This is a genomic window from Agrobacterium sp. fls2-241-TYG-188a, assembly GCF_030209845.1.
The window spans coordinates 220,377-240,928 of the sequence record NZ_JARVRD010000009.1; the positions used below are offsets into that span (position 1 = coordinate 220,377).

At 58.4% G+C, this 20,552-nt stretch carries 21 protein-coding genes; 12 read left to right on the forward strand and 9 right to left on the reverse strand.

Annotation, left to right across the window (positions count from 1 at the left end; translation table 11 throughout):
- Positions 1–3 precede the first annotated feature (3 nt).
- Positions 4–867: a DMT family transporter gene (locus tag QRN85_RS22875; protein ID WP_284760234.1), complete on the forward strand. Its 864-nt coding sequence runs from the start codon at positions 4–6 to the stop codon at positions 865–867.
- Positions 868–878: 11 nt separating this feature from the next.
- Here QRN85_RS22875 and QRN85_RS22880 read toward each other — a convergent pair whose 3' ends face one another.
- The 3 genes from QRN85_RS22880 to QRN85_RS22890 form a co-directional block, all read right to left on the reverse strand.
- Positions 879–1,970: a glycoside hydrolase family 25 protein gene (locus QRN85_RS22880; protein ID WP_284760235.1), complete on the reverse strand. Its 1,092-nt coding sequence runs from the start codon at positions 1,968–1,970 to the stop codon at positions 879–881.
- 232 nt (positions 1,971–2,202) lie between these two features.
- A complete protein-coding gene (locus QRN85_RS22885) occupies positions 2,203–4,719 on the reverse strand; it encodes a methyl-accepting chemotaxis protein (RefSeq protein ID WP_284760236.1) in 2,517 nt (838 codons plus the stop codon).
- Between the two features lie 182 nt (positions 4,720–4,901).
- Entirely contained in the window at positions 4,902–5,969 is a 1,068-nt protein-coding gene (locus QRN85_RS22890; RefSeq protein WP_284760237.1) for an alpha/beta hydrolase family protein, read from the reverse strand.
- A 140-nt stretch (positions 5,970–6,109) separates the two neighbouring features.
- Between QRN85_RS22890 and QRN85_RS22895 the strand changes: the two genes are divergently transcribed.
- A complete protein-coding gene (locus QRN85_RS22895) occupies positions 6,110–7,168 on the forward strand; it encodes a helix-turn-helix domain-containing protein (protein WP_284760238.1) in 1,059 nt (352 codons plus the stop codon).
- 34 nt (positions 7,169–7,202) lie between these two features.
- On the opposite strand, the gene QRN85_RS22900 is transcribed toward QRN85_RS22895, so the two are convergent.
- A complete protein-coding gene (locus QRN85_RS22900) occupies positions 7,203–8,306 on the reverse strand; it encodes a TRAP transporter substrate-binding protein (protein WP_284760239.1) in 1,104 nt (367 codons plus the stop codon).
- A gap of 150 nt (positions 8,307–8,456) precedes the next feature.
- The gene (locus tag QRN85_RS22905; protein ID WP_284760240.1) at positions 8,457–8,921 is read right to left on the reverse strand and encodes a group III truncated hemoglobin; all 465 of its coding nucleotides are present in this window, start codon (positions 8,919–8,921) and stop codon (positions 8,457–8,459) included.
- Positions 8,922–9,077: 156 nt separating this feature from the next.
- On the opposite strand from QRN85_RS22905, the gene mbfA reads away from it, so the two are divergent.
- On the forward strand, positions 9,078–10,061 hold the full coding sequence (gene mbfA, locus QRN85_RS22910) for an iron exporter MbfA (protein WP_284760241.1): 984 nt from the start codon (positions 9,078–9,080) through the stop codon (positions 10,059–10,061).
- 18 nt (positions 10,062–10,079) lie between these two features.
- On the opposite strand, the gene QRN85_RS22915 is transcribed toward mbfA, so the two are convergent.
- Entirely contained in the window at positions 10,080–10,478 is a 399-nt protein-coding gene (locus QRN85_RS22915) for a RidA family protein (protein WP_062587575.1), read from the reverse strand.
- Positions 10,479–10,670: 192 nt separating this feature from the next.
- Between QRN85_RS22915 and QRN85_RS22920 the strand changes: the two genes are divergently transcribed.
- Positions 10,671–11,258, forward strand: coding sequence for a TetR/AcrR family transcriptional regulator (locus QRN85_RS22920; RefSeq protein WP_284760242.1), 588 nt, complete (start codon positions 10,671–10,673; stop codon positions 11,256–11,258).
- A gap of 31 nt (positions 11,259–11,289) precedes the next feature.
- On the opposite strand, the gene QRN85_RS22925 is transcribed toward QRN85_RS22920, so the two are convergent.
- The gene (locus QRN85_RS22925; RefSeq protein ID WP_062587579.1) at positions 11,290–11,904 is read right to left on the reverse strand and encodes a transglutaminase-like cysteine peptidase; all 615 of its coding nucleotides are present in this window, start codon (positions 11,902–11,904) and stop codon (positions 11,290–11,292) included.
- A gap of 97 nt (positions 11,905–12,001) precedes the next feature.
- Complete coding sequence (locus QRN85_RS22930) at positions 12,002–12,811, reverse strand: alpha/beta hydrolase (RefSeq protein WP_113170369.1); 810 nt, start codon at positions 12,809–12,811, stop codon at positions 12,002–12,004.
- A gap of 185 nt (positions 12,812–12,996) precedes the next feature.
- On the opposite strand from QRN85_RS22930, the gene infC reads away from it, so the two are divergent.
- The 8 genes from infC to pheT all read left to right on the forward strand — a co-directional run bounded on the left by infC (position 12,997) and on the right by pheT (position 19,450).
- Entirely contained in the window at positions 12,997–13,533 is a 537-nt protein-coding gene (gene infC, locus QRN85_RS22935) for a translation initiation factor IF-3 (protein ID WP_062587745.1), read from the forward strand.
- A gap of 194 nt (positions 13,534–13,727) precedes the next feature.
- Positions 13,728–13,931 (forward strand): 50S ribosomal protein L35, encoded by a 204-nt coding sequence (rpmI, locus tag QRN85_RS22940; protein ID WP_027674722.1) that lies wholly within the window; start codon positions 13,728–13,730, stop codon positions 13,929–13,931.
- Positions 13,932–13,972: 41 nt separating this feature from the next.
- Positions 13,973–14,377: a 50S ribosomal protein L20 gene (gene rplT / locus QRN85_RS22945; protein WP_062587582.1), complete on the forward strand. Its 405-nt coding sequence runs from the start codon at positions 13,973–13,975 to the stop codon at positions 14,375–14,377.
- A 127-nt stretch (positions 14,378–14,504) separates the two neighbouring features.
- Entirely contained in the window at positions 14,505–15,350 is an 846-nt protein-coding gene (locus tag QRN85_RS22950) for a lipopolysaccharide kinase InaA family protein (RefSeq protein ID WP_112963361.1), read from the forward strand.
- A 20-nt stretch (positions 15,351–15,370) separates the two neighbouring features.
- Positions 15,371–16,453 carry a phenylalanine--tRNA ligase subunit alpha gene (gene pheS, locus QRN85_RS22955; protein ID WP_062587584.1) on the forward strand — a complete coding sequence of 361 codons (1,083 nt, stop codon included), beginning with the start codon at positions 15,371–15,373 and terminating at the stop codon, positions 16,451–16,453.
- A gap of 3 nt (positions 16,454–16,456) precedes the next feature.
- Entirely contained in the window at positions 16,457–16,693 is a 237-nt protein-coding gene (locus QRN85_RS22960) for a DUF4160 domain-containing protein (RefSeq protein ID WP_113170366.1), read from the forward strand.
- Entirely contained in the window at positions 16,674–16,949 is a 276-nt protein-coding gene (locus QRN85_RS22965) for a DUF2442 domain-containing protein (protein ID WP_284760247.1), read from the forward strand. Before QRN85_RS22960 ends, QRN85_RS22965 begins: the two co-directional genes overlap by 20 nt.
- A gap of 77 nt (positions 16,950–17,026) precedes the next feature.
- Positions 17,027–19,450, forward strand: a complete 2,424-nt coding sequence (gene pheT / locus QRN85_RS22970; protein WP_284760248.1) for a phenylalanine--tRNA ligase subunit beta — start codon at positions 17,027–17,029, stop codon at positions 19,448–19,450.
- Positions 19,451–19,511: 61 nt separating this feature from the next.
- Here pheT and QRN85_RS22975 read toward each other — a convergent pair whose 3' ends face one another.
- Positions 19,512–20,513 carry an aldo/keto reductase gene (locus QRN85_RS22975; protein WP_284760250.1) on the reverse strand — a complete coding sequence of 334 codons (1,002 nt, stop codon included), beginning with the start codon at positions 20,511–20,513 and terminating at the stop codon, positions 19,512–19,514.
- Positions 20,514–20,552: the final 39 nt, after the last annotated feature.

Sequence of the window (20,552 nt, forward strand, 5' to 3'; positions counted from 1 at the left end):
ATCATGAGCAAGACATCGAGCGGCTGGTGGAGCGGATTTCTGGGGGTGGTGATCTTTAGCGGGTCGTTGCCCGCAACCCGTATTGCCGTAGAAGGCTTCGATCCCGCCTTTCTGACCCTTGCCCGGGCCAGCATTGCGGGCGTGCTGGCGCTGGCTATTCTGTGGATATTTCGGCAAAAACCGCCCGCGAAGTCCGACCTCGCGTCGCTCTCCATCGTTTCACTTGGCGTGGTGATCGGCTTTCCGCTGCTGACGGCTTTGGCGCTGAGGGAAATAACCTCCGCGCATTCCATCGTCTTTATCGGGCTGCTGCCGCTCGCGACGGCAATATTCGCGGTCCTGCGTGGCGGTGAGAGACCTCGCCCGGCTTTCTGGTTCTTTTCCTGCCTCGGAAGCATCCTCGTTGCAGGCTTTGCGCTGCTTCAGGATATGGCGGGCTCCATGGTCGGAGACGGTCTCATGGTCTGCGCTGTGATAGTTTGCGGGCTTGGCTATGCGGAAGGTGCGGCGCTGTCGCGACGTCTGGGCGGCTGGCAGGTCATTTCCTGGGCACTGGTCCTGTCGCTGCCGGTCATGCTGCCGCTTGCCGTGTTTCTGGCGCCGCAATCCTTCGCGGATATAACGGGTGCTGCATGGGGCGGACTGTTCTACGTCTCGCTTTTCAGCATGTTGATCGGCTTCATCTTCTGGTATCGCGGGCTTTCGCTTGGTGGCATCGCAGCCGTCGGGCAATTGCAATTGCTGCAGCCCTTCTTCGGCCTGACGCTTGCCGCCACGCTGTTGGGCGAACCGGTCAGCGTGGCGATGGTCGGCGTCACGCTCGCGGTGGTCGCCTGCGTGGCGGGTGCCAGGAAGTTTTCGAAATAGGGTGCGGGCGGTCAGCCGTTGCCGCCGCGCGACCACCTGTTCCATGCCTCTTCGCTGCCACTGAAGACGTTGAGGTCGATCTTTCCTTCCACGCCGTGCGAAAGGCCGGAACCGGAATACTGCCAGAACAACCACTTGCGGTCCGGATAGACACGCGACGGATGCTGGGCAACTGCGCGCAGCCAGAAGGGGTAATTCAGGAATTCACCGGACAGGTGGTCCTTGTAGAAGTCCGGCGCGGTATAGATGATCGGCCGCTGGCCATAGTGGCGCTCCAGCATGTCCATGAAGACCTGCATCTTTTCCAGAACCTTGGCGCGCGGCAAACGCATCTTGCAGCTGGACTCGCCATTATATTCCACGTCGATGACCGGCGGCAGCGCGTCGGGGTCACGCGGTACGTTGCGAATGAACCACTCGGCCTGATGGCTTGCGGCGCGGCACCAGTAGAAGAAGTGGTAGGCACCACGCTTCACGCCCGCTGCCTTGGCGCGGTTCCAGTTTGTCTTGAACATCGGGTCCAGATGGTCGCCACCATCGGTCGCCTTGATGAACGCGAAATTCGCACCGCGGGAGCGCAGGCGTTCCCAATCGATATTGCCCTGCCAGCGGGAGACATCGACACCGTGGACGGGGAAATGGCGGGGCGTGACCTTGCCGAAATTGATCGGCTTTGCATCGCTGAAATTCGACCTGAAGATGCGCGAGCGAACGGCAGACCCGGCGCTGATGGCGGGCGCGCCGGCCATGGCAAGCTGGACGGGTCGCTCATTGGGAAGGGCTGCGCCGATTTGCGGAGCGATGGAGGCGCGCGGTTGCGGCAATGTGGGCGCTGCTGCATTCTGCTGGTCCACGGCTGCAAAAGCGGGCGAGCCGGAAGGCATGGGGCCGCCCCAGGCCAGCACCTTCTGTGCCGGTTCGGCGCGCAATGGCGCGCGAGTTTCGCCAACGCTTGCCTGCGGGACTGGCGCTGTCGGCGTAACCGAACTCGTGGTTTCCCTGGAGGGAATGCCTGCCACAAGGGCTTCCGGCCCTGAACTGGACGTACAGCCCGTAATGGATAGGCAGGCTAGGACAAAGGCTGGCACTGTCGATCGATGCATGAGAACCCGTACGCAAAACAAGCGGGCAGGCACAATGCGACCACCCTGAGACCCAAAAAACTATGACTAACGACAAATTATCAAAAAAGGCTGAATGCAATCTTTACGCCCGGCAGAGATCGGGCCGGACCGAGGCGGTTTCGCCATCACCATCGCGCTATTGCGGCGTGAGCGCATAAAAAAACGCGCGGACTTTCTGGGTCCGCGCGTTTCGTGTGAATTCGCTTGCTGCTTACGCGGCGAAACGGTTGGCTCTGTGAACCTCCTGCGACGTGGCAAGGCGGAACTGGGCCAGAAGTGCCAGCAGCTGATCCGTCTCTTCGGTCAACTGCTCGCTTGCGGCGCTGGTTTCTTCCACCATCGCAGCATTCTGCTGCGTCAGAAGATCGACTTCACCGACGGAGCTGTTGATCTGCTGCATGGCAACGGACTGGTCCTGTGTCGCCTGCGTGATCCTCTTGACCTGGTCGCTGACGTCAGAAATCTGGCTGCCGATCTTGGCCAGAGCTTCCCCGGTCTTGGAAACCAGGCTGGAGCCTGCGGCAACTTCGCTGGATGAAACCGCAATCAATTCGCGGATTTCCTTGGCCGCCGCTGCAGATCTCTGTGCCAGCTCCCGCACCTCATGGGCAACAACCGCAAAGCCCTTGCCCGCTTCCCCGGCGCGTGCCGCCTCAACGCCCGCATTGAGCGCGAGCAGATTTGTCTGGAAGGAAATGGAGTCGATGACCTCGGTGATGTTGCCGATGGTCTGGGATGCGTTCTCTATCCGCTGCATGGCGGATACGGCACTGCGCACGATGACCAGCGATTCCTCGGTGTTGCGGTGTGTCTGGTCAACGATTGCGTTTGCCTCACGTGCACGATCAACGGCATTGCGCATGTTGGAGTTGACCTCATCGACTGCCGCTGCCGTCTCCTCAAGGGAAGCGGCCTGCCGCTCGGTGCGCCGGGCCAGATCCACTGCCGAAGCCGACATCTGCTGCGCATTCTCGCGGATAGCTCCGGCATTTTCGCGGATGCCGCCGATCGTCTCGCGCAGTCGCAGCATGGACTGGTTGAAGTCCACACGCAGCTGTTCCAGACGACCGTTGAAGGGTGTGTCGATGGTGGTGGAAATATCGCCGGAGGAAAGGCGCTCCAGACCTGCTGCCAGCGCGCTGACCGCAAACTGGATCTGGCGTTCCACTTCCTTGCGTTCGGCGTCGTTGGACTGGCGCTGCGCCTCGGCAGAAGCGCGTTGCTCTTCGGTTGCCGCTTCCAGTCGAATGCGTTCTTCTGCATTCTCCTTGAAGACTTCCAAGGCGCGCGCCATGTCGCCTATTTCGTCGTGGCGGTTCTTTCCTTCGAGCGCGATATCGACATCCCCTGTCGCCAGACGCTTCATGGCGCCGACGATACCCAGTATCGGTCCCTTGAAGGTCAGAACGAGGCCGATGCCGGCGAAAATCGCAACCAGCACGCCGATGACCATTGCAGACAGCGAAATCCCATCGGCCTTGCTGCGTTCGGTATCGGCTGCGGTGCGCTGCTTTTCGGCAAAGCCTGTGAGACTGGTCCAGACGCGGCGAATTTCCTCTTCGGCGTTGGCAAAGGCGACCTTGCGCTGTTCGGACAAGGCGAAAAGCTCTGCCGCTGCCCGGTCCAGCTTGGTTGCACTGTCGTCAATGGCCTGCGCACTCTTGCGCGCGGCTTCCGACACTGCGGCGTCACCGGTCATGGCACCAGCCGAGACGTTCAGGCGGAATGCCACATCGCGAAACTTTTCCAAGCCAGCCTTTGTGGGGGCGGCGACAAAGCCGGCCATTTCCAGCTGAAGGTTCTTTGCGTCGTCGCCAATCTGTCGGGCGGTGGCCAGGAATGTCGTCGCCTGTTCGATTGGCTGGTCAAGCTGGCCGAAGACTTCCGTCGCCTGCCGAGACTTCACTGTCGCAAAACCCTGCAGACGGATCGTGGCAGGGCGCATGAGGTTGACGACGCGCTCGATGGTTCCGACGGTTGCGTCGTTGATGATGCCAATGTCCAGCTGCGCGCGGATCTGCGTCACGCCTTCGGCAAGCTGCTCGATGATCATCTTCTGATCGACGGAGGCAATGGCAACCAGTTCCTTGATGGTCGCTTCCAGTGTGCCGATGGCGGCTTTTACCACCGCCGTCTTTTCTTCCTGTGAGGTCACGCGGTTGAAGTCGGTTACGACGGTTGCGATGAGATTGGCGCCGCGGTTCAACTTGTCCGCCTCGCGCAACAGCAGCTTGGCCTTCGTCTCGTCGGTCAGCAGCGTGTTACGGATGTTTGTCGCGTTTGCGAGAAGGCCGTTCAGTTCCTTAAGGACAATTGCGAGGTCGCCGCTCATGGACGCGCGAAGGGCTTCTTCCTTCTGGTGACTCGACCACAATTGATCGACCTGTTCGGTAATAATTTTTGTTCGTGCAATGGCATCTTTTATCTCGCCAGACTCGCCATCTTCCGTTGCGCGCAGAAAATTGGCCTGTTCGGCAAGTTGGCGGTTCAGGGAGCCGCGGGTCTCTTCGTTAGTATTGGTAAGAAACGATGTCATTCCACCATAGACTTCCTTGAAACCTGTCAAGGACTGGAGGATTGTGTTGGAAACATCCATTCGGCTTTGTAGAAGGTTCGACGCGTATAGACCCGAAAAACCAACCGCAAGAATACTCGCCACGAATGGCGCAATGAAGACGATGACTTTGGTTTGGATTTTAAACCGCGCCAGCAAATTATCAATTATCATTAATTTTCCCCAAGGCCCAATTTGAACCAACGTCTCTGTTTTCTGGTGAGATCGTCGTCCCTGAACTTGTGCAGCCAAGGTTTGAAAAATCCATTAATTTTAGGGGTGTAGCTTTACAGGTTGAGGCCGACATTCTGTGCCGGCCTCATCATGGACTGTTGTTGTAATCGTCTTGCCGAAGCTCATTTGTTAATTTTCAGAGTTTCTTTAAAAGCATTTACGATCAGTTCCGCCAGCTGCCGGTGAATGTCAGCCCGGTCGCGGCCAGTCGGAACGCAGATCGGATCGATCTCTCCCACAGACTTCAGAAACGCGTCCGCCTCCGGCTTGCAGACCGGCAGGAAGCTGAAATGATCCGCGTCATCAACCTGTGCATAGGTTGCGCCAGGCACATCCTTGGCCAGTTGATCGGACAGAACGGAAACAGGGATCTTGCCTTGGCTGCCCAGATTGATGAAGGTCAGGGGGATATCGATGGTGTTGAGGCTGTCTCTCGTGAAAGCGACTTCCAGTCCGGGATCGACCAGAACGGCACTGCGGATGCGCCCATCGTGGTTGGACTGTTCGAAACGCGCTCTGTCCACACTGCGCAGATCAAATTTCGGCACGCTGATTGCTGCGCCGTCCTTAAAGCCACGCCCGCCGGAGAACCATGTGCAATCCATCGATTGCGCATAATCCACGCAATACTGGACATAGGCATCCAGATTGGCCCGCGCACCCGCAAGCTCCATTGCCGTGCTACCACCCAGTGAGAAGCCGAGTACGCCGATCCTGTCGGCATCGACGGATTTCGACCATTCCGCATCAGATGAGAGCGAGCTTATGATGGTCGAGATATCATCCGTACGCTCCCAGATACTGGGTGTGTCTGCAGGGGTGGAATCGCCGCTGGTCGTGCCGGGGTGATCGGGCGCCACGACGAGGAAGCCTGCTTCGGCCAGTTCCTGCGCAATCCAGGACATGGCGATGCCGCGAGAGCCGGAGCCGTGCGACATGATCACGACAGGCAGTTTTCCGGGTTGAATGGCTGCGTTCCTGAAGGCTGCGGCGCCTTCAAAAATCCTGTTATCGCCGACCTTCACCGGTTCGCCCTTGCCATCGGACGGATACCAGAGCGTGACGGCCAAATTCTTGGCACGGGCGGGTGAGGGGACGGCGATGTCGCCTGTGCCGACAGGCTCGCTTGCCAGAGCGGGTTGCAAAGCCAGCGCCGACAGGAGAAGGGTGGTAGAGAGAAGGAAACGCATGGTGGCCCTCATGGGTTGAAACAACGTATCCCATTTTGATCGAACCCCTGTTTTTCACGCCCTCAAACATGTTTCAGGTCGTGCACCAACGCGATCTGGTCCATGGAAAAGCATGATCCTTTCGTTTCAGGTTGTCCGCCGTGATTTTCCTACCCCTGCCAATCGTCGTCGCACTGCTTCTGTTTCTGCTTCTTCTGTCGGTCCTGAGAGCGAAAGGCGAAGGCAGGGCCAATCACCCCTTTCTTCTGCTGCTCGCTCTCAGCGCAACCCAATCGGCACTCGTTGGCCTTCGCTGGGGCTATGGCATCGAGCAGTTGAAATTCGCCCTCCCGCTCATGGCGTCGCTGTTGCCACCCCTGGCCTATGCCAGTTTCCGCAGCCTGATCAGCGGCTGGGAGATGAAACGTGCAGCAAATATTGCGAGCCTTACGCTGCCGCCGCTGGTCGTTGCTGTTACCTTGGCCGTCTTTCCGGTCGCTATTGATCTGGTCCTGATCGCGCTCTTCGTGGGCTATGCCATCGCCATTGTTCTGCTGGGGCGGCGTGGACCGGACGGCCTGGATGAAGCGCAATTTGCCAGCGTTACATCGGTGCACCGCGCGCTTTACATCGCTGCCGCCGCACTTTGTTTTTCCGCCGTCTTCGATGTCGTCGTCCTCCTGGATTTTCAATGGGCGAGGGGTGCCAATGCAGGCATCATCATCAGCAATGGCAACCTGCTCGGCCTTCTCATGATCGGCCTGACGGCATGGGTCGCAGGAGACAGCAAGCCCGAGACATCGCGCGGTGTGACCGAGGCGGAGCCGCCGCCATCAGGTCCGACTGCGGAGGATCACGAGATCATGGTGCGTCTGGAGGAGCTGATGGCACGGCAGCACGTCTACAGGGATGAGAACCTCAATCTGACGCGACTTGCCCGCAAGCTGTCTCTGCCCAGCCGGCAGATCTCGCAGGCCATCAATCGGGCGACCGGCGGCAATGTCTCGCAATATATCAACCAGTTGCGGGTGAAGGATGCCTGCCGCCTGCTGGAAGAGACGGAGCAATCGGTGACATCCATCATGCTCGAAAGCGGCTTCCAGACGAAGTCCAACTTCAATCGTGAGTTCCGCCGCATTACCGGCATGAGCCCGCTGGCATGGCGCGAGCGGGAGGTCTGGAAGCTTGTGTCCACAGACAGAAAAGGCCGTCCGGCATAGTCGGACGGCCCCTCGATGCTTTGGACTTGGATGATTACAGATTGCCGTTGCGCTGCTGGATCATCATGTAGGTGTCATAGGTATATTCGGAGATCTGCGCCCAGAGATAGGCATCCTTCTTGAAGGCCTGCTGGCTTTCATAGATCTTCTTGAAGTTCTCGTTGACCGCAGAGATTTCCGCATAGGTTTCGAGCGCCGCCTTGTGGCAGACATCAAGAATTTCCTGGCTGAACGGACGCAGGATCGCGCCCTGTGCCACCAGTTCCTTCAGGGCCTTCGGGTTGCGCGCATCGTAACGCTCCAGCATGGAGGCGCTTCCGGCAGCACAGGCATCCTTCAGGATGCGCTTGTAGTTTTCCGGCAGGCTGTTGTACTTCTCGAGATTGACGAAGGCGTGGCAGGCCGGGCCACCTTCCCACCATGCGGGATAGTAGTAATATTTCGCAACCTTGTAGAAGCCAAGCTTCTGGTCGTCATAGGGGCCAACGAATTCCGTCGCATCGATTGTGCCCTTTTCCAGCGCCGCATAGACGTCGCCGCCTGCGATCTGCTGTGGCGTGATGCCAACCTTCTGCATGACCTGGCCGGTCAGGCCGGCAATGCGCATCTTCAGACCCTTCAGGTCATCAATGGTGTTGATTTCCTTGCGGAACCAGCCGCCCATCTGGGCGCCGGTGTTGCCGAGCAGGATGGAATAGATGTTGTGCTTGGCCAGAAATTCGTTGAGCAGCTCGTTACCGCCCGCCTGGTTGAACCATGCATTGGTCTGGCGCGCATTGAGGCCGAAGGGAACGGAGGTACCCAGAGCGAAGGTCGGATCTTTCCCGACATAGTAATAGGAGCAGGTATGGGCCATTTCGACCGTGCCCGATGTCACGGCATCCGCGGCCTGCAGGGCCGGCACGATTTCACCGCCGGCAAAATGCTGGATGGTGAAGTTGCCGCCGGACGCTTCCTTGACGTGGTCGGCAACGATCTGGCCAGCGCCAAACAGAATGTCGAGACCCTTGGTAAAGGAAGAAGTCATGCGCCAGGTTATCTTTGGATTTTCCTGGGCGATGGCCGGTGCGGCAAGTGCTGTTGCGGTAATGCCAGCGCCTGCGGCGCCTGCATTGCGGATGAATGATCTGCGATCCATTTCGATTCTGCCCTGAATGAAGACTATAAGGCGAACCGCCTGGTACGCCTCCCGCGAACTACTAATCATGTCCGCCTTTAGCCTTCAAGATAAACTTGGTCATATTGCGTCAAGAATGCCCGTTTTCTAATGAACGCAATCGTTGCCGCGTCACCGTTTGCGGGCCGGGTCATCAAGGGCGGGATTGTAGAACAGCGACAGCATCAGGCTGCGTGCGATGCGCTCGGCGGTTGCCATGAACCAGTCATGGGTTTCACGGTTGGGCGCGATATCGCGCAGCGTTTGCGAAAACAGCTCCAGCCACTGCGCAAACAGGGCCTCGCTCAAACCGTCCATGCCGTAATGGGCCTGAACCGGCTTGCCGCCATAAGCGCCCGTCTTGAAGGCGATTGCGGACCAGAAACCCTTCATCTTCTCCATATGGTCGGCCCATCGCCCGGCAAGACGTCTTTCAAAGACGGGGCCGAGTGTTTCGTGCTGTTGAATACGCCCATAGAAGGTCTCGACCAGCCGGTCGATAAAGGCGGAATCCACGCCCATTTGCGCCATGGAAATCTGCGCCTGCCTCTGGCTTTCGGCATGGGGAGCGGCGCGCGCGGTGATTTCTTCGGTCATGGATATCCCTTCGGCAAGGCCTGCACTATCTGCCCGCCACCACCAATTCACAATGCGACCTTTTAACATTGTCGGGCTAGAATTAGAATGGTTCTAAACAGGCTTGTGAAATCCCCGCATTCGTATTATTTAGAATTATTCTAAATAGGTGATCCCATGTTTCGCAGCCTCGTTTCCCTCTCCAAGCGCCCCTTTTCCTCGTTGAGCGAGCAGGAAATACTCGCCCTTGCCATCTCCTCCGAGGAGGATGATGCGCGCATTTACCGGTCCTACGCGGCGCATCTCAAAGCGCAATATCCCCAGTCGGCACGCATTTTCGATGATATGGCTGAGGTCGAGCAGGCCCACCGCAATATGCTGATCGAGCAGCACAGGGCGCGGTTTGGCGAGGTCATTCCGCTTATCCGGCGCGAGCATGTTCGTGGCTTTTACGAGCGCAAGCCGGATTGGCTCGTCAAGAATCTACCGCTCGAAACAATTCGCGAAGAGGCGGAACGGATGGAAGCGCAGGCCATCCGCTTTTACGACGAGGCGATAAAACACGTCACCGATGCCTCCACGCGCAAGCTGCTGGGTGATCTTGCCGAGGCGGAACGCGGACATGAGGATGTGGCCGCCATGCTGGGTGACAAGCACCTGCCCGAGGATGCAATAGCTGAGGAGGGTGAAACCGAAAAGCGTCAATTCCTGCTCACCTATGTTCAGCCCGGTCTGGCCGGTTTGATGGACGGTTCGGTCTCGACGCTGGCCCCGATATTCGCCGCCGCCTTCGCCACGCAGGATACATGGCAGACCTTTCTCATCGGCCTGTCCGCATCCGTCGGTGCGGGCATTTCCATGGGCTTTACGGAAGCTGCCCATGATGACGGCAAGCTGTCGGGTCGCGGCTCACCGTTGAAGCGGGGGCTGGCATCGGGCATCATGACCACCATCGGCGGTCTGGGACATACGCTGCCCTATCTCATCTCGCATTTCTGGACGGCAACCGCCGTTGCCGCCGTTATCGTCTTTCTGGAACTCTGGGCCATCGCCTTCATCCAGAACCGCTACATGGAGACGCCGTTTTTGCGCGCCGTCTTTCAGGTGGTGCTGGGCGGTTCACTGGTTCTTGCGGCGGGCATTCTCATCGGCAGCGGCTGACAGTCACGGTGCTGCCAATTATCCGGCGTCGGGAAGCCGTGCGATGACCTTGATTTCGAAGTCGAAACCGGCAAGCCAGTTGACGCCGACCGCCGTCCAGCTCGGATAGGGCTTTTCCGAAAAAGCCTGTTCCTTGATACCCATGAAGGTCTCGAACTGCTGTTCCGGATCGGTATGGAAGGTCGTCACGTCGATAATATCATCGAAGGATGCACCGGCAGCCGCCAGCACTGCCTTCAGATTGTTGAAGGCAAGCTGCACCTGTTTCGCATAGTCAGGTTCGGCTGAGCCATCGTCGCGGCTGCCCACCTGACCGGAAACAAACAGCAGATCGCCTGAGCGGATCGCGGCGGAATAGCCATGCTTTTCATAAAGTGCATGACGGTTGGGCGGGAAAATTGCTTCGCGTTTGGTCATCGTGATCTCCAGATCGATGCACAGCGATACCCTTCCCGCAAACCGCAGATGCGGGCGGGTGGTTCGCCGATGTTTCATTGCTTTACGGGCGGTCATGGAAACTGATATACGGCCCGTATGTTCAGATAATAGACATACGTCGCGTATGTCAATAGCATACGCGACGTATGTGAAAATCAGAAGGGCTGCCCCATGGCAAGAACGCGGTCGCAGATGGTGGAGGAAACGCGTGCCAAGCTTGTTGCTGCGGCGCGAACGTCCTTTGCAACAAAGGGCTATGCGGCCTCATCCATGGATGATCTCACAGCTGAGGCAGGCCTGACGCGCGGCGCGCTCTACCATAATTTCGGCGACAAGAAGGGATTGCTCAGGGCCGTGATCGATCAGATCGATGCGGAAATGCTGGCAAGAATGCATCTTGTCCAGCAGGCAGCAAAAACCCCATGGGACGGCCTGATTGCCGAAAGTCTCGCCTATATTGAAATGGCTCTGGAGCCCGAAATCCAGCGCATCATGCTTCTGGATGGTCCGGCTGTTTTGGGCGATCCGGCGCAGTGGCCAAGTCAGACCGCCTGCCTGCAACGTATCGAAAAAACGGTTCAGTCGCTGGTGGATGACGGCACGCTGGCCCAAGTCGATGCAAGGGCTGCAACGTGGTTGCTGAACGGCGCCGTGCTGAACGCCGCTCTCTGGATCGCCGCCGCTGAGGATCCCAAGGCGGCCTTTGTAAAGGCCGCAGAGGTATTTCAGCTCATGGCATCAGGCTTGCTGGCGAAATGATTGGCGGCCCCTGGCCGCAAATCTGTGGGGCTTAGCGCAGAGCGCCGACCAGAACGTCGCGACCGTCTTCAATCGAGACCCAGCGGCCGGTGTTGAAGGACGCCTGACGCTTGAGATAGGTGTAGTTGGTGTCCGTCCACAGCTTCACATCGTCGGACAGGTTGTCCAGAATGAAGTCGCCATTATTGGTACGCACTGTCAGCACGGCATGGCCCTCGCCATCCGGCTTGCGCACGACCGTAATCAGAAGGTCCGAAACCGCAAAGCCGCGTTCCATCAGCTTGCGACGCTTCAGAAGCACGAAGTCTTCACAGTCTCCGGCGGTCTTGGGATATTCCCAGACCTCGTCCTTGCCATAGACTTCCAGATCGGTCATCGCGACGATGGAGGCGTTCACTTCCTTGTTGACGTCGCGAATGACCTGCCAGCCGAACTCCGTCACGCGGGGCGGCGGGGTCAGCTTGCTGCGAATATCGCACTCGTCCATGTATTTCTGGCAGAACTCATAATGGCCGATTGGCTGGGACGTAATGCCACCTGTGACCATGGACAGGCTGCCGATGTTGTCTGCCTGCGCAGAGGCCGCAGACATTATTCCGGTCGCAACTGCCAGAAGCAGCGCCCGCGCCCGTGATGCATTCATCATGAAACCCGTCCCTTAAAATCTTAACGAAAAGTTAAAAAGGTTAGGGGCGGGAGTCAATCGGAACTCATCATTCATGAATGCAAGATGAATAATATGGTTAAGATCGTTGCGGTTTTGCCGAGAAAACAAGGGATTGGGCGGCAGCCAGCATCCGCTCTATATCCTGTGGACGCGACAATCGGTGGTCTCCATCGCGGATAAGGCTGAGCACGATGTCGTCTGCCGGAAGGTGGTCGAGCAGTTTCAGCGCATGGGTATAGGGTACGTCCTCGTCGCGCATCCCCTGCAGGATGTGGACGGGGCAGCCCGTTTCGATGATGCCCGTGAGGACGCGATTGTTACGCCCGTCTTCAATGAGGTCGCGGGTAAAGATGTTGGGCTCGGTGCTGTATTCCGAGGGCTCTTCGAAATAGCCGCGCTCAGCGAGCGATGCCTTTTCCTCGTCGGAAAGGTTGGGTTCGATCAGTTCTGCCGTAAAGTCCGGGGCAGGGGCGATCAGCAGCAGGCCGGCGACCTCGGTACCGTCTGGATCCTTTCGAAGTTCCTGAATCAGCCGCAGCGCAATCCAGCCGCCCATCGAGGAGCCGACGACAATGATGCGCTTTGCACCCTTGTGGCGCAGGACGGCGATGGTTTCTTCCAGCCAGCGCGAGATGGTTCCCTTGTTGAAGTCACCCCCGGAAGCGCCGTGGCCGGAATAGTCGAGGCGAATGCAGGCAAGTCCTGCCTCTTTTGCGTAACGGTCCAGTTCGACAGCCTTGGTGCCCGTCATGTCGGAACGATAGCCGCCCAGCCACACGAGTGCAGGGGCGTCGTCCTGTGTTGCGGCCTTGCGGGCGAGGATGGCGATGTCGCGCGCATCCTGCGCGCTGCCAACGGTAATATATTCAACCATATCTTCAGTCATCGGTGCCCAATTCTCCTGCTTTTTACTCTCCCTGTAGCGCAGATTCTTAAAAAGCACGACAGGAGGTGATTTTTTTGCGCGGACGTGCTATTGACTTCGCGGCGGCATTCACGACATTTCCGCCATTTGCACCGACAAGCTGTTTTTGCCGACGCGATCCCGAAACAGATCAGGAGAATACGACCATTCGCAGACCGTTCAAAGCCGATGCCCCCGTCAAAGAGGGCCCGCGCTCCAACAGGGAAATTCGAATTCCCAAGATTCAGCTGATTGATGAAGAAGGCCAGAACCTTGGCGTCATGCCGACGGACCAGGCTTTGAAGATGGCAGAAGATGCCGGGCTTGATCTGGTTGAGATTTCGCCGAACGCGGAACCGCCGGTCTGCAAAATTCTTGATCTTGGCAAGCTGAAGTACTCGACCCAGAAAAAGGCGGCCGAAGCGCGCAAGAAGCAGAAGATCGTTGAGGTCAAGGAAATCAAGATGCGCCCCAACATCGACACCCATGACTATGAGGTGAAGATGAAGGCGATGAACCGTTTCTTTGACGAAGGCGACAAGGTGAAGGTAACGCTGAAGTTCCGTGGCCGCGAAATGGCCCACCAGGAACTCGGCATGAAGCTTCTTCTGCAGGTCAAGGAAGACACCCTGGCAATTGCCAAGGTTGAAGCCGAGCCAAAGCTCGAAGGACGTCAGATGATGATGGTTCTGGCGCCGAAGTAAGTCCAGAAACGTCTGCAGGGCAGGCGTTTTGCCGAAGTGGCAGGGGAATTTCTCATTCCCCGTTGCTCTTTGCCGTGAACGCGGTTATAGGAGCGCGTCCGAACGGTCCGGCAGGGCATGCCGTGTCCGTTCCAGAATAGCTTGAAAGCAGGCTTCGTCTGCCTGTCTTTCGATACAAATAATGGAGTAGCAAAATGCCCAAGATGAAGACGAAGTCCGCCGCTAAAAAGCGGTTCAAGATCACTGGCACTGGCAAGGTTCTCGCAGCCGCTGCCGGCAAGCGCCACGGCATGATCAAGCGTTCCAACAAGTTCATTCGCGACGCGCGCGGAACCATGGTTCTGGCCGAAGCTGACGGCAAGAAAGTCGTCAAGAACTACCTGCCGAACGGTCTCTAAGACTCTTCCGCATTTTTGGACACTTTTAAGGAGATCATGACATGGCACGCGTAAAACGTGGCGTAACTTCCCGCGCCAAGCACACCAAGACACTCAAGGCAGCCAAGGGCTTCTACGGCCGTCGCAAGAACACCATCCGCGCAGCAAAGGCTGCTGTGGATCGTTCCAAGCAGTACGCTTACCGCGACCGCAAGGTCAACAAGCGCAACTTCCGCGCGCTCTGGATCCAGCGTATCAATGCTGCCGTTCGCGAATCTGGCCTGACCTATGGCCGCTTCATCGACGGCCTGAACAAGGCTGGCATTGAGGTTGACCGTAAGGTTCTGTCCGACATGGCTATCCATGAGCCTGCTGCATTCGGCGCTCTCGTCACTGCTGCAAAGAAGGCTCTTGAGTACCTCAAGGACGCAGGCACCGCCAATGAGTTTGAAGCCGCTGTAAAGTAATTACGGCGCGGACAGATTGTTGTTCATTTGAAACCCGCGCCGGGCCACCGGTGCGGGTTTTGTTATTGTCGGGTTCCTTTGCGTGGAACAATAGGCGGGTGCGACGATCCGCAAAGGTGTGGCGATCATGTTGGCAGCCAGTGCAGATGAAAAAGCACAGGGCTTCGAGGTGCATCTCGAAGACGAAGATGTAACAGCGCTGATGTATGCCCTGCTCAATAGCAAGCGCCGCATACAGAAAATCAGCCTCTCTACCGGATCTGTCTGGATCAAGCGGCAGGGAACGGAGAAGCCGTCCTGGGGACCAAAGGCGCAGTCCTTTCTGTCGAAGTTTCTGCCCTATTCCTTCATGCGCCCGTCTCCCGTGCTCGACCCCGCAGGCATGATGCGCCGGGAGGTGGATACGATGCGGCTGTTTGAAGCGCGGGGCTTTCCCGTGCCGCAAATCGTCTATTCATCGACAACGGCTGTCGTTCTCGAAGACGTCGGCCTGACCATCGCCCAGCAACTGGATCGGTTGCAGACGACCGACGTGGATGCGCATGACGAATTGCTCATCGGTGTGGCGGCCGGACTTGGCGACCTCCATTCAGCCGGCCTGTGTCACGGGCGCCCGCATGTGCGGGACTTCTATATGCGTGACGGACGGCTCGGTTTCATGGATTTCGAAGAGACGCCACAAGCCGTCATGCCGCTGGAAACCGCGCAGGCGCGCGATCTCTGGCTGCTGTTTTTACCGCTTTCGCAAAGGGCGATCAAAGGGACGCCATCGCTTGATGCGGCCTACGAGGCCTGGGCATCGCGTGCGCCGGATGCGGCAATCGCGGAATTGCGCCGGCTGGTACATGTTTTAGGCCGCTTTTTGCCTTTGGCACGGTTGATTGGGCGAGTGCAGATGGGTAGTGATCTGCGACGCTTTATCAAGGCGACCGATTATCTGAAGAATGCTGTGAACCCGAAGCCGCAGGCATAAGCCCGGCGAGGCAGGAAAATATGACCGAACTGGATACTTTGAAATCGCAATTGATGTCGGACATCGCCGCCGCCGCGGATGAAGCGTCTATCGAAGCTGTGCGCGTGTCGGCAATGGGTAAAAAGGGTTCGGTCTCCGAACTCCTGAAAACCCTGGGTTCCATGACGCCGGAGGAACGCCAGACGCGCGGCGCCGCCATCAACCAGCTCAAGAACGAAGTGACCGACCTCATTACCGCTCGCAAAGCGGAACTGAAGGACGCGGCCATTTCCGCGCGTCTCCTGGCGGAAACGCTTGATGTCAGCCTGCCGGTGCGCCAGTCGCCTGCCGAGCGCGGCCGCATCCATCCGATCAGCCAGATCGTTGATGAGATTACCGCCATCTTCGCCGATATGGGCTTCTCCATCGCGGAAGGCCCGGATATCGAAACCGACTATTATAACTTCACTGCCTTGAACTTCCCCGAAGGCCACCCCGCCCGCGAGATGCACGATACCTTCTTCTTCCAGCCGGACGAGAACGGTGAGCGCAAGGTTTTGCGCACGCACACATCGCCGGTGCAGGTCCGCACCATGGAAGCCCAGAAGCCGCCGATCCGCATCGTCATTCCCGGCAAGACCTATCGCCAGGACTCGGACGCAACCCACTCGCCCATGTTCCATCAGGTCGAAGGCCTCGTCATCGACAAGAAGTCGAATGTGGGCAATCTGCGCTGGGTGCTGGAAGAGTTCTGCAAGACCTTCTTCGAGGTCGACAGCGTCGTGATGCGCTTCCGCCCGTCCTTCTTCCCCTTCACAGAACCGTCTTTCGAAGTGGATATCCAGTGCGATCGCTCCGGTCCCATCGTCAAGTTCGGCGAAGGCAAGGACTGGATGGAAATCCTCGGCTGCGGCATGGTCCACCCCAATGTCCTGCGCGCCGGTGGTCTCGACCCCGACGAATATCAGGGCTTTGCCTGGGGCATGGGTCTCGACCGCATCGCCATGCTGAAATACGGCATGCCCGACCTGCGTGACTTCTTTAATGCGGATGTGCGCTGGATGACCCATTACGGCTTCCGCCCGCTCGACATGCCGACCCTGTTTGGTGGCTTGAGCGCATAAGTCATGCCGACCTTACTGATCTGGCATGGGTACAAATTCCGGTTCTACTCCTCTGACGGAGCAGAGCCGCCCCATGTCCATATCGTCAAGGACAAGCTGTCTGCCAAAGTCTGGCTCATCAACATGGAAATCGCCTATAATCACGGGTATAATAGCCGCGAAGTGGCGGAATTTCTGGCGAAGATAAACGAAAGCCGCAACGACTGGATGGAGAAATGGAATGAGTTCTTTGGAATTTGAAACCGAGGAAATGTCGCCTGTTGCCGCCGAGTGCGACGACCATTTCGTCTATGTGGCGCTGGCAGACGGTAGGCAAATTCGCGCGCCTCTTTGGTGGTACCCATTTCTGAACAATGCAACACCGATACAGCGTGCGAATGTCGAGATGCAATTTTCCGGCGTCTGGTGGCCTGACATGGACGATGGCGTTTCCGTCAAGTCCATGCTTCTTGGCTGGAAAGCTCCAGGCGCCAAGGCGCCACAGCAAGCCGCATGATTGCCAGACCGTTCTTTGAAGTCATTGCCCAAGATAGCCAGTCCAGAAGAGACACATACCGTTAAGGACAGACACACATGAAATTCACACTCTCCTGGCTGAAAGAGCATCTGGAAACCGATGCGTCTCTCGAACAGATTTGCGAACGCCTCACCGCCATCGGTCTTGAAGTCGAGGACGTTGACGACAAGGCCGCCTACAAGCCCTTCGTCATCGCCAAGATCCTGACGGCTGAAAAGCACCCCGAAGCGGACCGCCTCAAGGTGCTCAGCGTCGATGCCGGGGACGGCAAGCCGGTGCAGATTGTCTGCGGCGCGCCCAATGCGCGTGCCGGTCTCGTCGGCGCTCTCGCTCGTCCCGGCGTCTACGTTCCCGGGCTCGATGTGACGCTTGCTGTCGGCAAGATCCGCGGTGTCGAAAGCCATGGCATGATGTGCTCGGAAAAAGAGCTCAACATGTCCGATAGCCATGATGGTATTATCGATCTGCCTGACGATGCGCCTGTTGGTACTTCCTTTGCGAACTATGCGGGTCTCGATGATCCCGTCATCGAAATCAACCTCACGCCGAACCGCCCGGATTGCACCTCGATCTACGGCATTGCCCGCGATCTTGCAGCGTCGGGTCTCGGCACATTGAAGACAAAGCCCGCACCGGGCTTCAAGGTCGAAGGTCAGACGACCGTCGATGTGACGCTAGATCTTGATGACGCCGCACTCTGCCCCGGCTTTAGCTTGCGTCTCGTACGCGGCGTCAAGAACGGCCCAAGCCCGAAATGGATGCAGCAGCGTCTTCTCGCGATCGGTCTTCGCCCGATCAATGCGCTGGTCGATATCACCAACTACATGACCTTCGATCAGGGCCGCCCCATGCACGTCTTCGATGCGGCCAAGGTAAAGGGCAATCTCGTGGTTCGCCGCGCCAAGGAAGGCGAAACCATTCTTGCGCTGGATCAGCGCGAATACAAGCTCGGTTCCGCCAACGTCGTCATCGCCGATGATAACGGCATCGAATCCATCGGCGGCGTCATGGGTGGCGAACATTCCGGCTGCGATGAAAACACCACGGATGTGCTGATCGAGTCGGCGCTCTGGGACCCGATCAACATCGCCAAGACCGGTCGCTCGCTCGGCATCATCACCGATGCCCGTTACCGCTTCGAACGCGGCGTTGATCCCGAATATATGGTGCCAGGTCTGGAGCGCACGACGGAGCTGGTGCTCGAACTGTGTGGCGGCACGGCAGCTGAAGCGAAGGTTGTCGGTTACAAGGGCTTCGAGCCCAAGTGGATCGATTTCCCGCTCTCCGAAGTCAAGCGCCTGACGGGTCTGGATGTATCGGCGCAGGAAACGCTGGACATTCTCAAGGGCCTCGGCTTCGGCGTCGAAGGTTCGGGCGAGCGCGTCAGCGTCTCGGTTCCCTCCTGGCGTCCTGATGTGGATGGCAAGGCCGATCTGGTGGAAGAGGTCATGCGCATTCATGGCGTCGATAACATCAAGCCCGAGCCGCTGGAAAGCTTTGGTGCCGTCAATGGCCGCATCCTGACGACTCTGCAGATCCGCACGCGTACGGCCAAGCGTTCGCTTGCCTCGCGCGGTATGCTGGAAGCAGTAACATGGTCGTTCATCCCGGAAGCACAGGCAAAGCTTTTCGGTGGCGGCACGCCCGCGCTCAAGCTTGCCAACCCCATCGCAGCCGACATGTCGGATATGCGCCCCTCGCTCTTGCCCGGCCTGCTGGCCGCCGCACAGCGCAATGCCGACAAGGGCCATGGCGATGTCGCGATCTTCGAAGTCTCCGGCACCTATGAAGGTGATACGCCGGAAGGCCAGCGTCGCGTCGCAGGCGGCGTGCGTCGTGGCACGGCATCCATTGCCGGTTCCGGTCGCATGTGGTCCAACGCGGCCAAGGGCGGCGGCAAGCCTGTTGATGTGTATGATGCCAAGGCGGATGCGCTGGCTGTCATCGAAGCCTGTGGCCTGCCGATGAGCAATGTGCAGATCGAAGCGGGTGCTCCGGGCTGGTATCACCCCGGCCGTTCCGGCACGATCAAGATGGGTCCGAAGGTCATTCTCGGTTATTTCGGTGAATTCCACCCGAAGACGCTGTCCGAACTGGATGTCTCGGGCGTCTATGCCGGTTTCGAAATCTATCTCGATGCCATGCCGGAGCCGAAGAAGAAGGCGACCCGCACCAAGCCCGCGCTTGAACTGTCGCCCTTCCAGGCGGTCAAGCGAGACTTTGCCTTCGTGGTCGATCGTACGGTTGAGGCGGGTGCCATCATCAAGGCCGCAACCAGCGCCGACCGCAAACTCGTCACCGGCGTCAATGTCTTCGACGTCTTCGAAGGCGCATCCGTCGGCGAGAACAAGAAGTCCATCGCCATCGAAGTCCAGATCCAGCCGGTCGACAAGACGCTGACGGATGAAGACTTCGAAGCGCTGACGGCAAAGATCGTCGGCAATGTCGAGAAGTCGACAGGCGGCGTGCTGCGCGCCTGATTTTTAACGATCGTGCTTGAACTGAAAAGGCCGGGGAAAATGCTTCCCCGGCCTTTGCTTTTTAACGGTTCGCCATTGCCGCCATCTGCTCGGGATAGCGCCCGCCAGCGACCTTGGTCGGAGACAAGAGTTCACCGAGCTTTGCGGCTTCATCGGCGCTGAGCGTGACATCCGCTGCCGCCACGTTCTTTTCCAGATTGGCGATTTTCGTGGTGCCGGGAATGGGGACGATGAAGTCACCCTGCGCCAGCACCCATGCCAGCGCCAACTGGCCTGCGGTTACGCCCTTTTCAGCCGCCATGTCTTCCAGCAGAGTAACGAGTGCCAGGTTCGCATCGAAATTCTCTGCCTGGAAGCGGGGCAGGGAGCGGCGGAAGTCGGTGTCGGAGAGGCCGTCGAGCTTCTTCAGCGCACCGGTCAAAACGCCCCGGCCGAGCGGGCTGAAGGGCACGAAACCGATGCCGAGTTCGCGGCAGGTGTCGAGCACGCCGTTGGTCTCGACATCGCGGGTCCAGAGTGAATATTCGCTCTGCAGTGCCGTGATCGGGTGCGTTGCGTGCGCCTTGCGGATCGTCGCCGTATTGGCTTCTGAAAGGCCGAGATGCCGGATCTTGCCTGCCTTGACCAGATCGGCCATGGCGCCAATCGTCTCTTCAATCGGCACGTTTGGGTCGACACGATGCTGGTAGAAGAGGTCGATGACGTCGACGTCAAGACGTTTCAGCGAGGCCTCGGCCACGGCGCGGACGTTTTCCGGCCTGCTGTCGGTGCCCACCATCATCTGGCCGGATGGTTTGGTCGCATCGATCTTGAAGCCAAATTTGGTGGCGATAGTCACCTTGTCGCGGTAGGGCTTCAGGCCTTTGCCGACAAGGGTCTCGTTGGCGTAGGGGCCATAGACTTCCGCCGTATCGAAGAAGGTCACGCCAAGTTCCACTGCCCGATGAAGCGTGGCGATGGAGCCGGCTTCATCTACAGCCGGGCTGTAGGCATGGCTCATGCCCATGCATCCAAGCCCGATGGCGGAGACCGAAAGCTGGTTTCCAAGAATTCTGTTCTGCATCTCTATGTCCTTCCAGAAAGGGTCTGCCCGTCATGGGGC

Coding starts and splice junctions, on each gene's coding strand:
- mbfA (WP_284760241.1), top strand. CDS start 9,078: ATGTTTCGCAGCCTCGTTTCCCTCTCCAAGCGCCCCTTTTCCTCGTTG.
- QRN85_RS22900 (WP_284760239.1), bottom strand. CDS start 8,306: ATGGATCGCAGATCATTCATCCGCAATGCAGGCGCCGCAGGCGCTGGC.
- pheT (WP_284760248.1), top strand. CDS start 17,027: ATGAAATTCACACTCTCCTGGCTGAAAGAGCATCTGGAAACCGATGCG.
- QRN85_RS22930 (WP_113170369.1), bottom strand. CDS start 12,811: ATGACTGAAGATATGGTTGAATATATTACCGTTGGCAGCGCGCAGGAT.
- QRN85_RS22920 (WP_284760242.1), top strand. CDS start 10,671: ATGGCAAGAACGCGGTCGCAGATGGTGGAGGAAACGCGTGCCAAGCTT.
- rpmI (WP_027674722.1), top strand. CDS start 13,728: ATGCCCAAGATGAAGACGAAGTCCGCCGCTAAAAAGCGGTTCAAGATC.
- QRN85_RS22890 (WP_284760237.1), bottom strand. CDS start 5,969: ATGCGTTTCCTTCTCTCTACCACCCTTCTCCTGTCGGCGCTGGCTTTG.
- QRN85_RS22950 (WP_112963361.1), top strand. CDS start 14,505: ATGTTGGCAGCCAGTGCAGATGAAAAAGCACAGGGCTTCGAGGTGCAT.
- QRN85_RS22880 (WP_284760235.1), bottom strand. CDS start 1,970: ATGCATCGATCGACAGTGCCAGCCTTTGTCCTAGCCTGCCTATCCATT.
- rplT (WP_062587582.1), top strand. CDS start 13,973: ATGGCACGCGTAAAACGTGGCGTAACTTCCCGCGCCAAGCACACCAAG.
- QRN85_RS22915 (WP_062587575.1), bottom strand. CDS start 10,478: ATGACCAAACGCGAAGCAATTTTCCCGCCCAACCGTCATGCACTTTAT.
- QRN85_RS22905 (WP_284760240.1), bottom strand. CDS start 8,921: ATGACCGAAGAAATCACCGCGCGCGCCGCTCCCCATGCCGAAAGCCAG.
- QRN85_RS22875 (WP_284760234.1), top strand. CDS start 4: ATGAGCAAGACATCGAGCGGCTGGTGGAGCGGATTTCTGGGGGTGGTG.
- pheS (WP_062587584.1), top strand. CDS start 15,371: ATGACCGAACTGGATACTTTGAAATCGCAATTGATGTCGGACATCGCC.
- QRN85_RS22925 (WP_062587579.1), bottom strand. CDS start 11,904: ATGATGAATGCATCACGGGCGCGGGCGCTGCTTCTGGCAGTTGCGACC.
- QRN85_RS22965 (WP_284760247.1), top strand. CDS start 16,674: ATGAGTTCTTTGGAATTTGAAACCGAGGAAATGTCGCCTGTTGCCGCC.
- QRN85_RS22885 (WP_284760236.1), bottom strand. CDS start 4,719: ATGATAATTGATAATTTGCTGGCGCGGTTTAAAATCCAAACCAAAGTC.
- QRN85_RS22975 (WP_284760250.1), bottom strand. CDS start 20,513: ATGCAGAACAGAATTCTTGGAAACCAGCTTTCGGTCTCCGCCATCGGG.
- QRN85_RS22960 (WP_113170366.1), top strand. CDS start 16,457: ATGCCGACCTTACTGATCTGGCATGGGTACAAATTCCGGTTCTACTCC.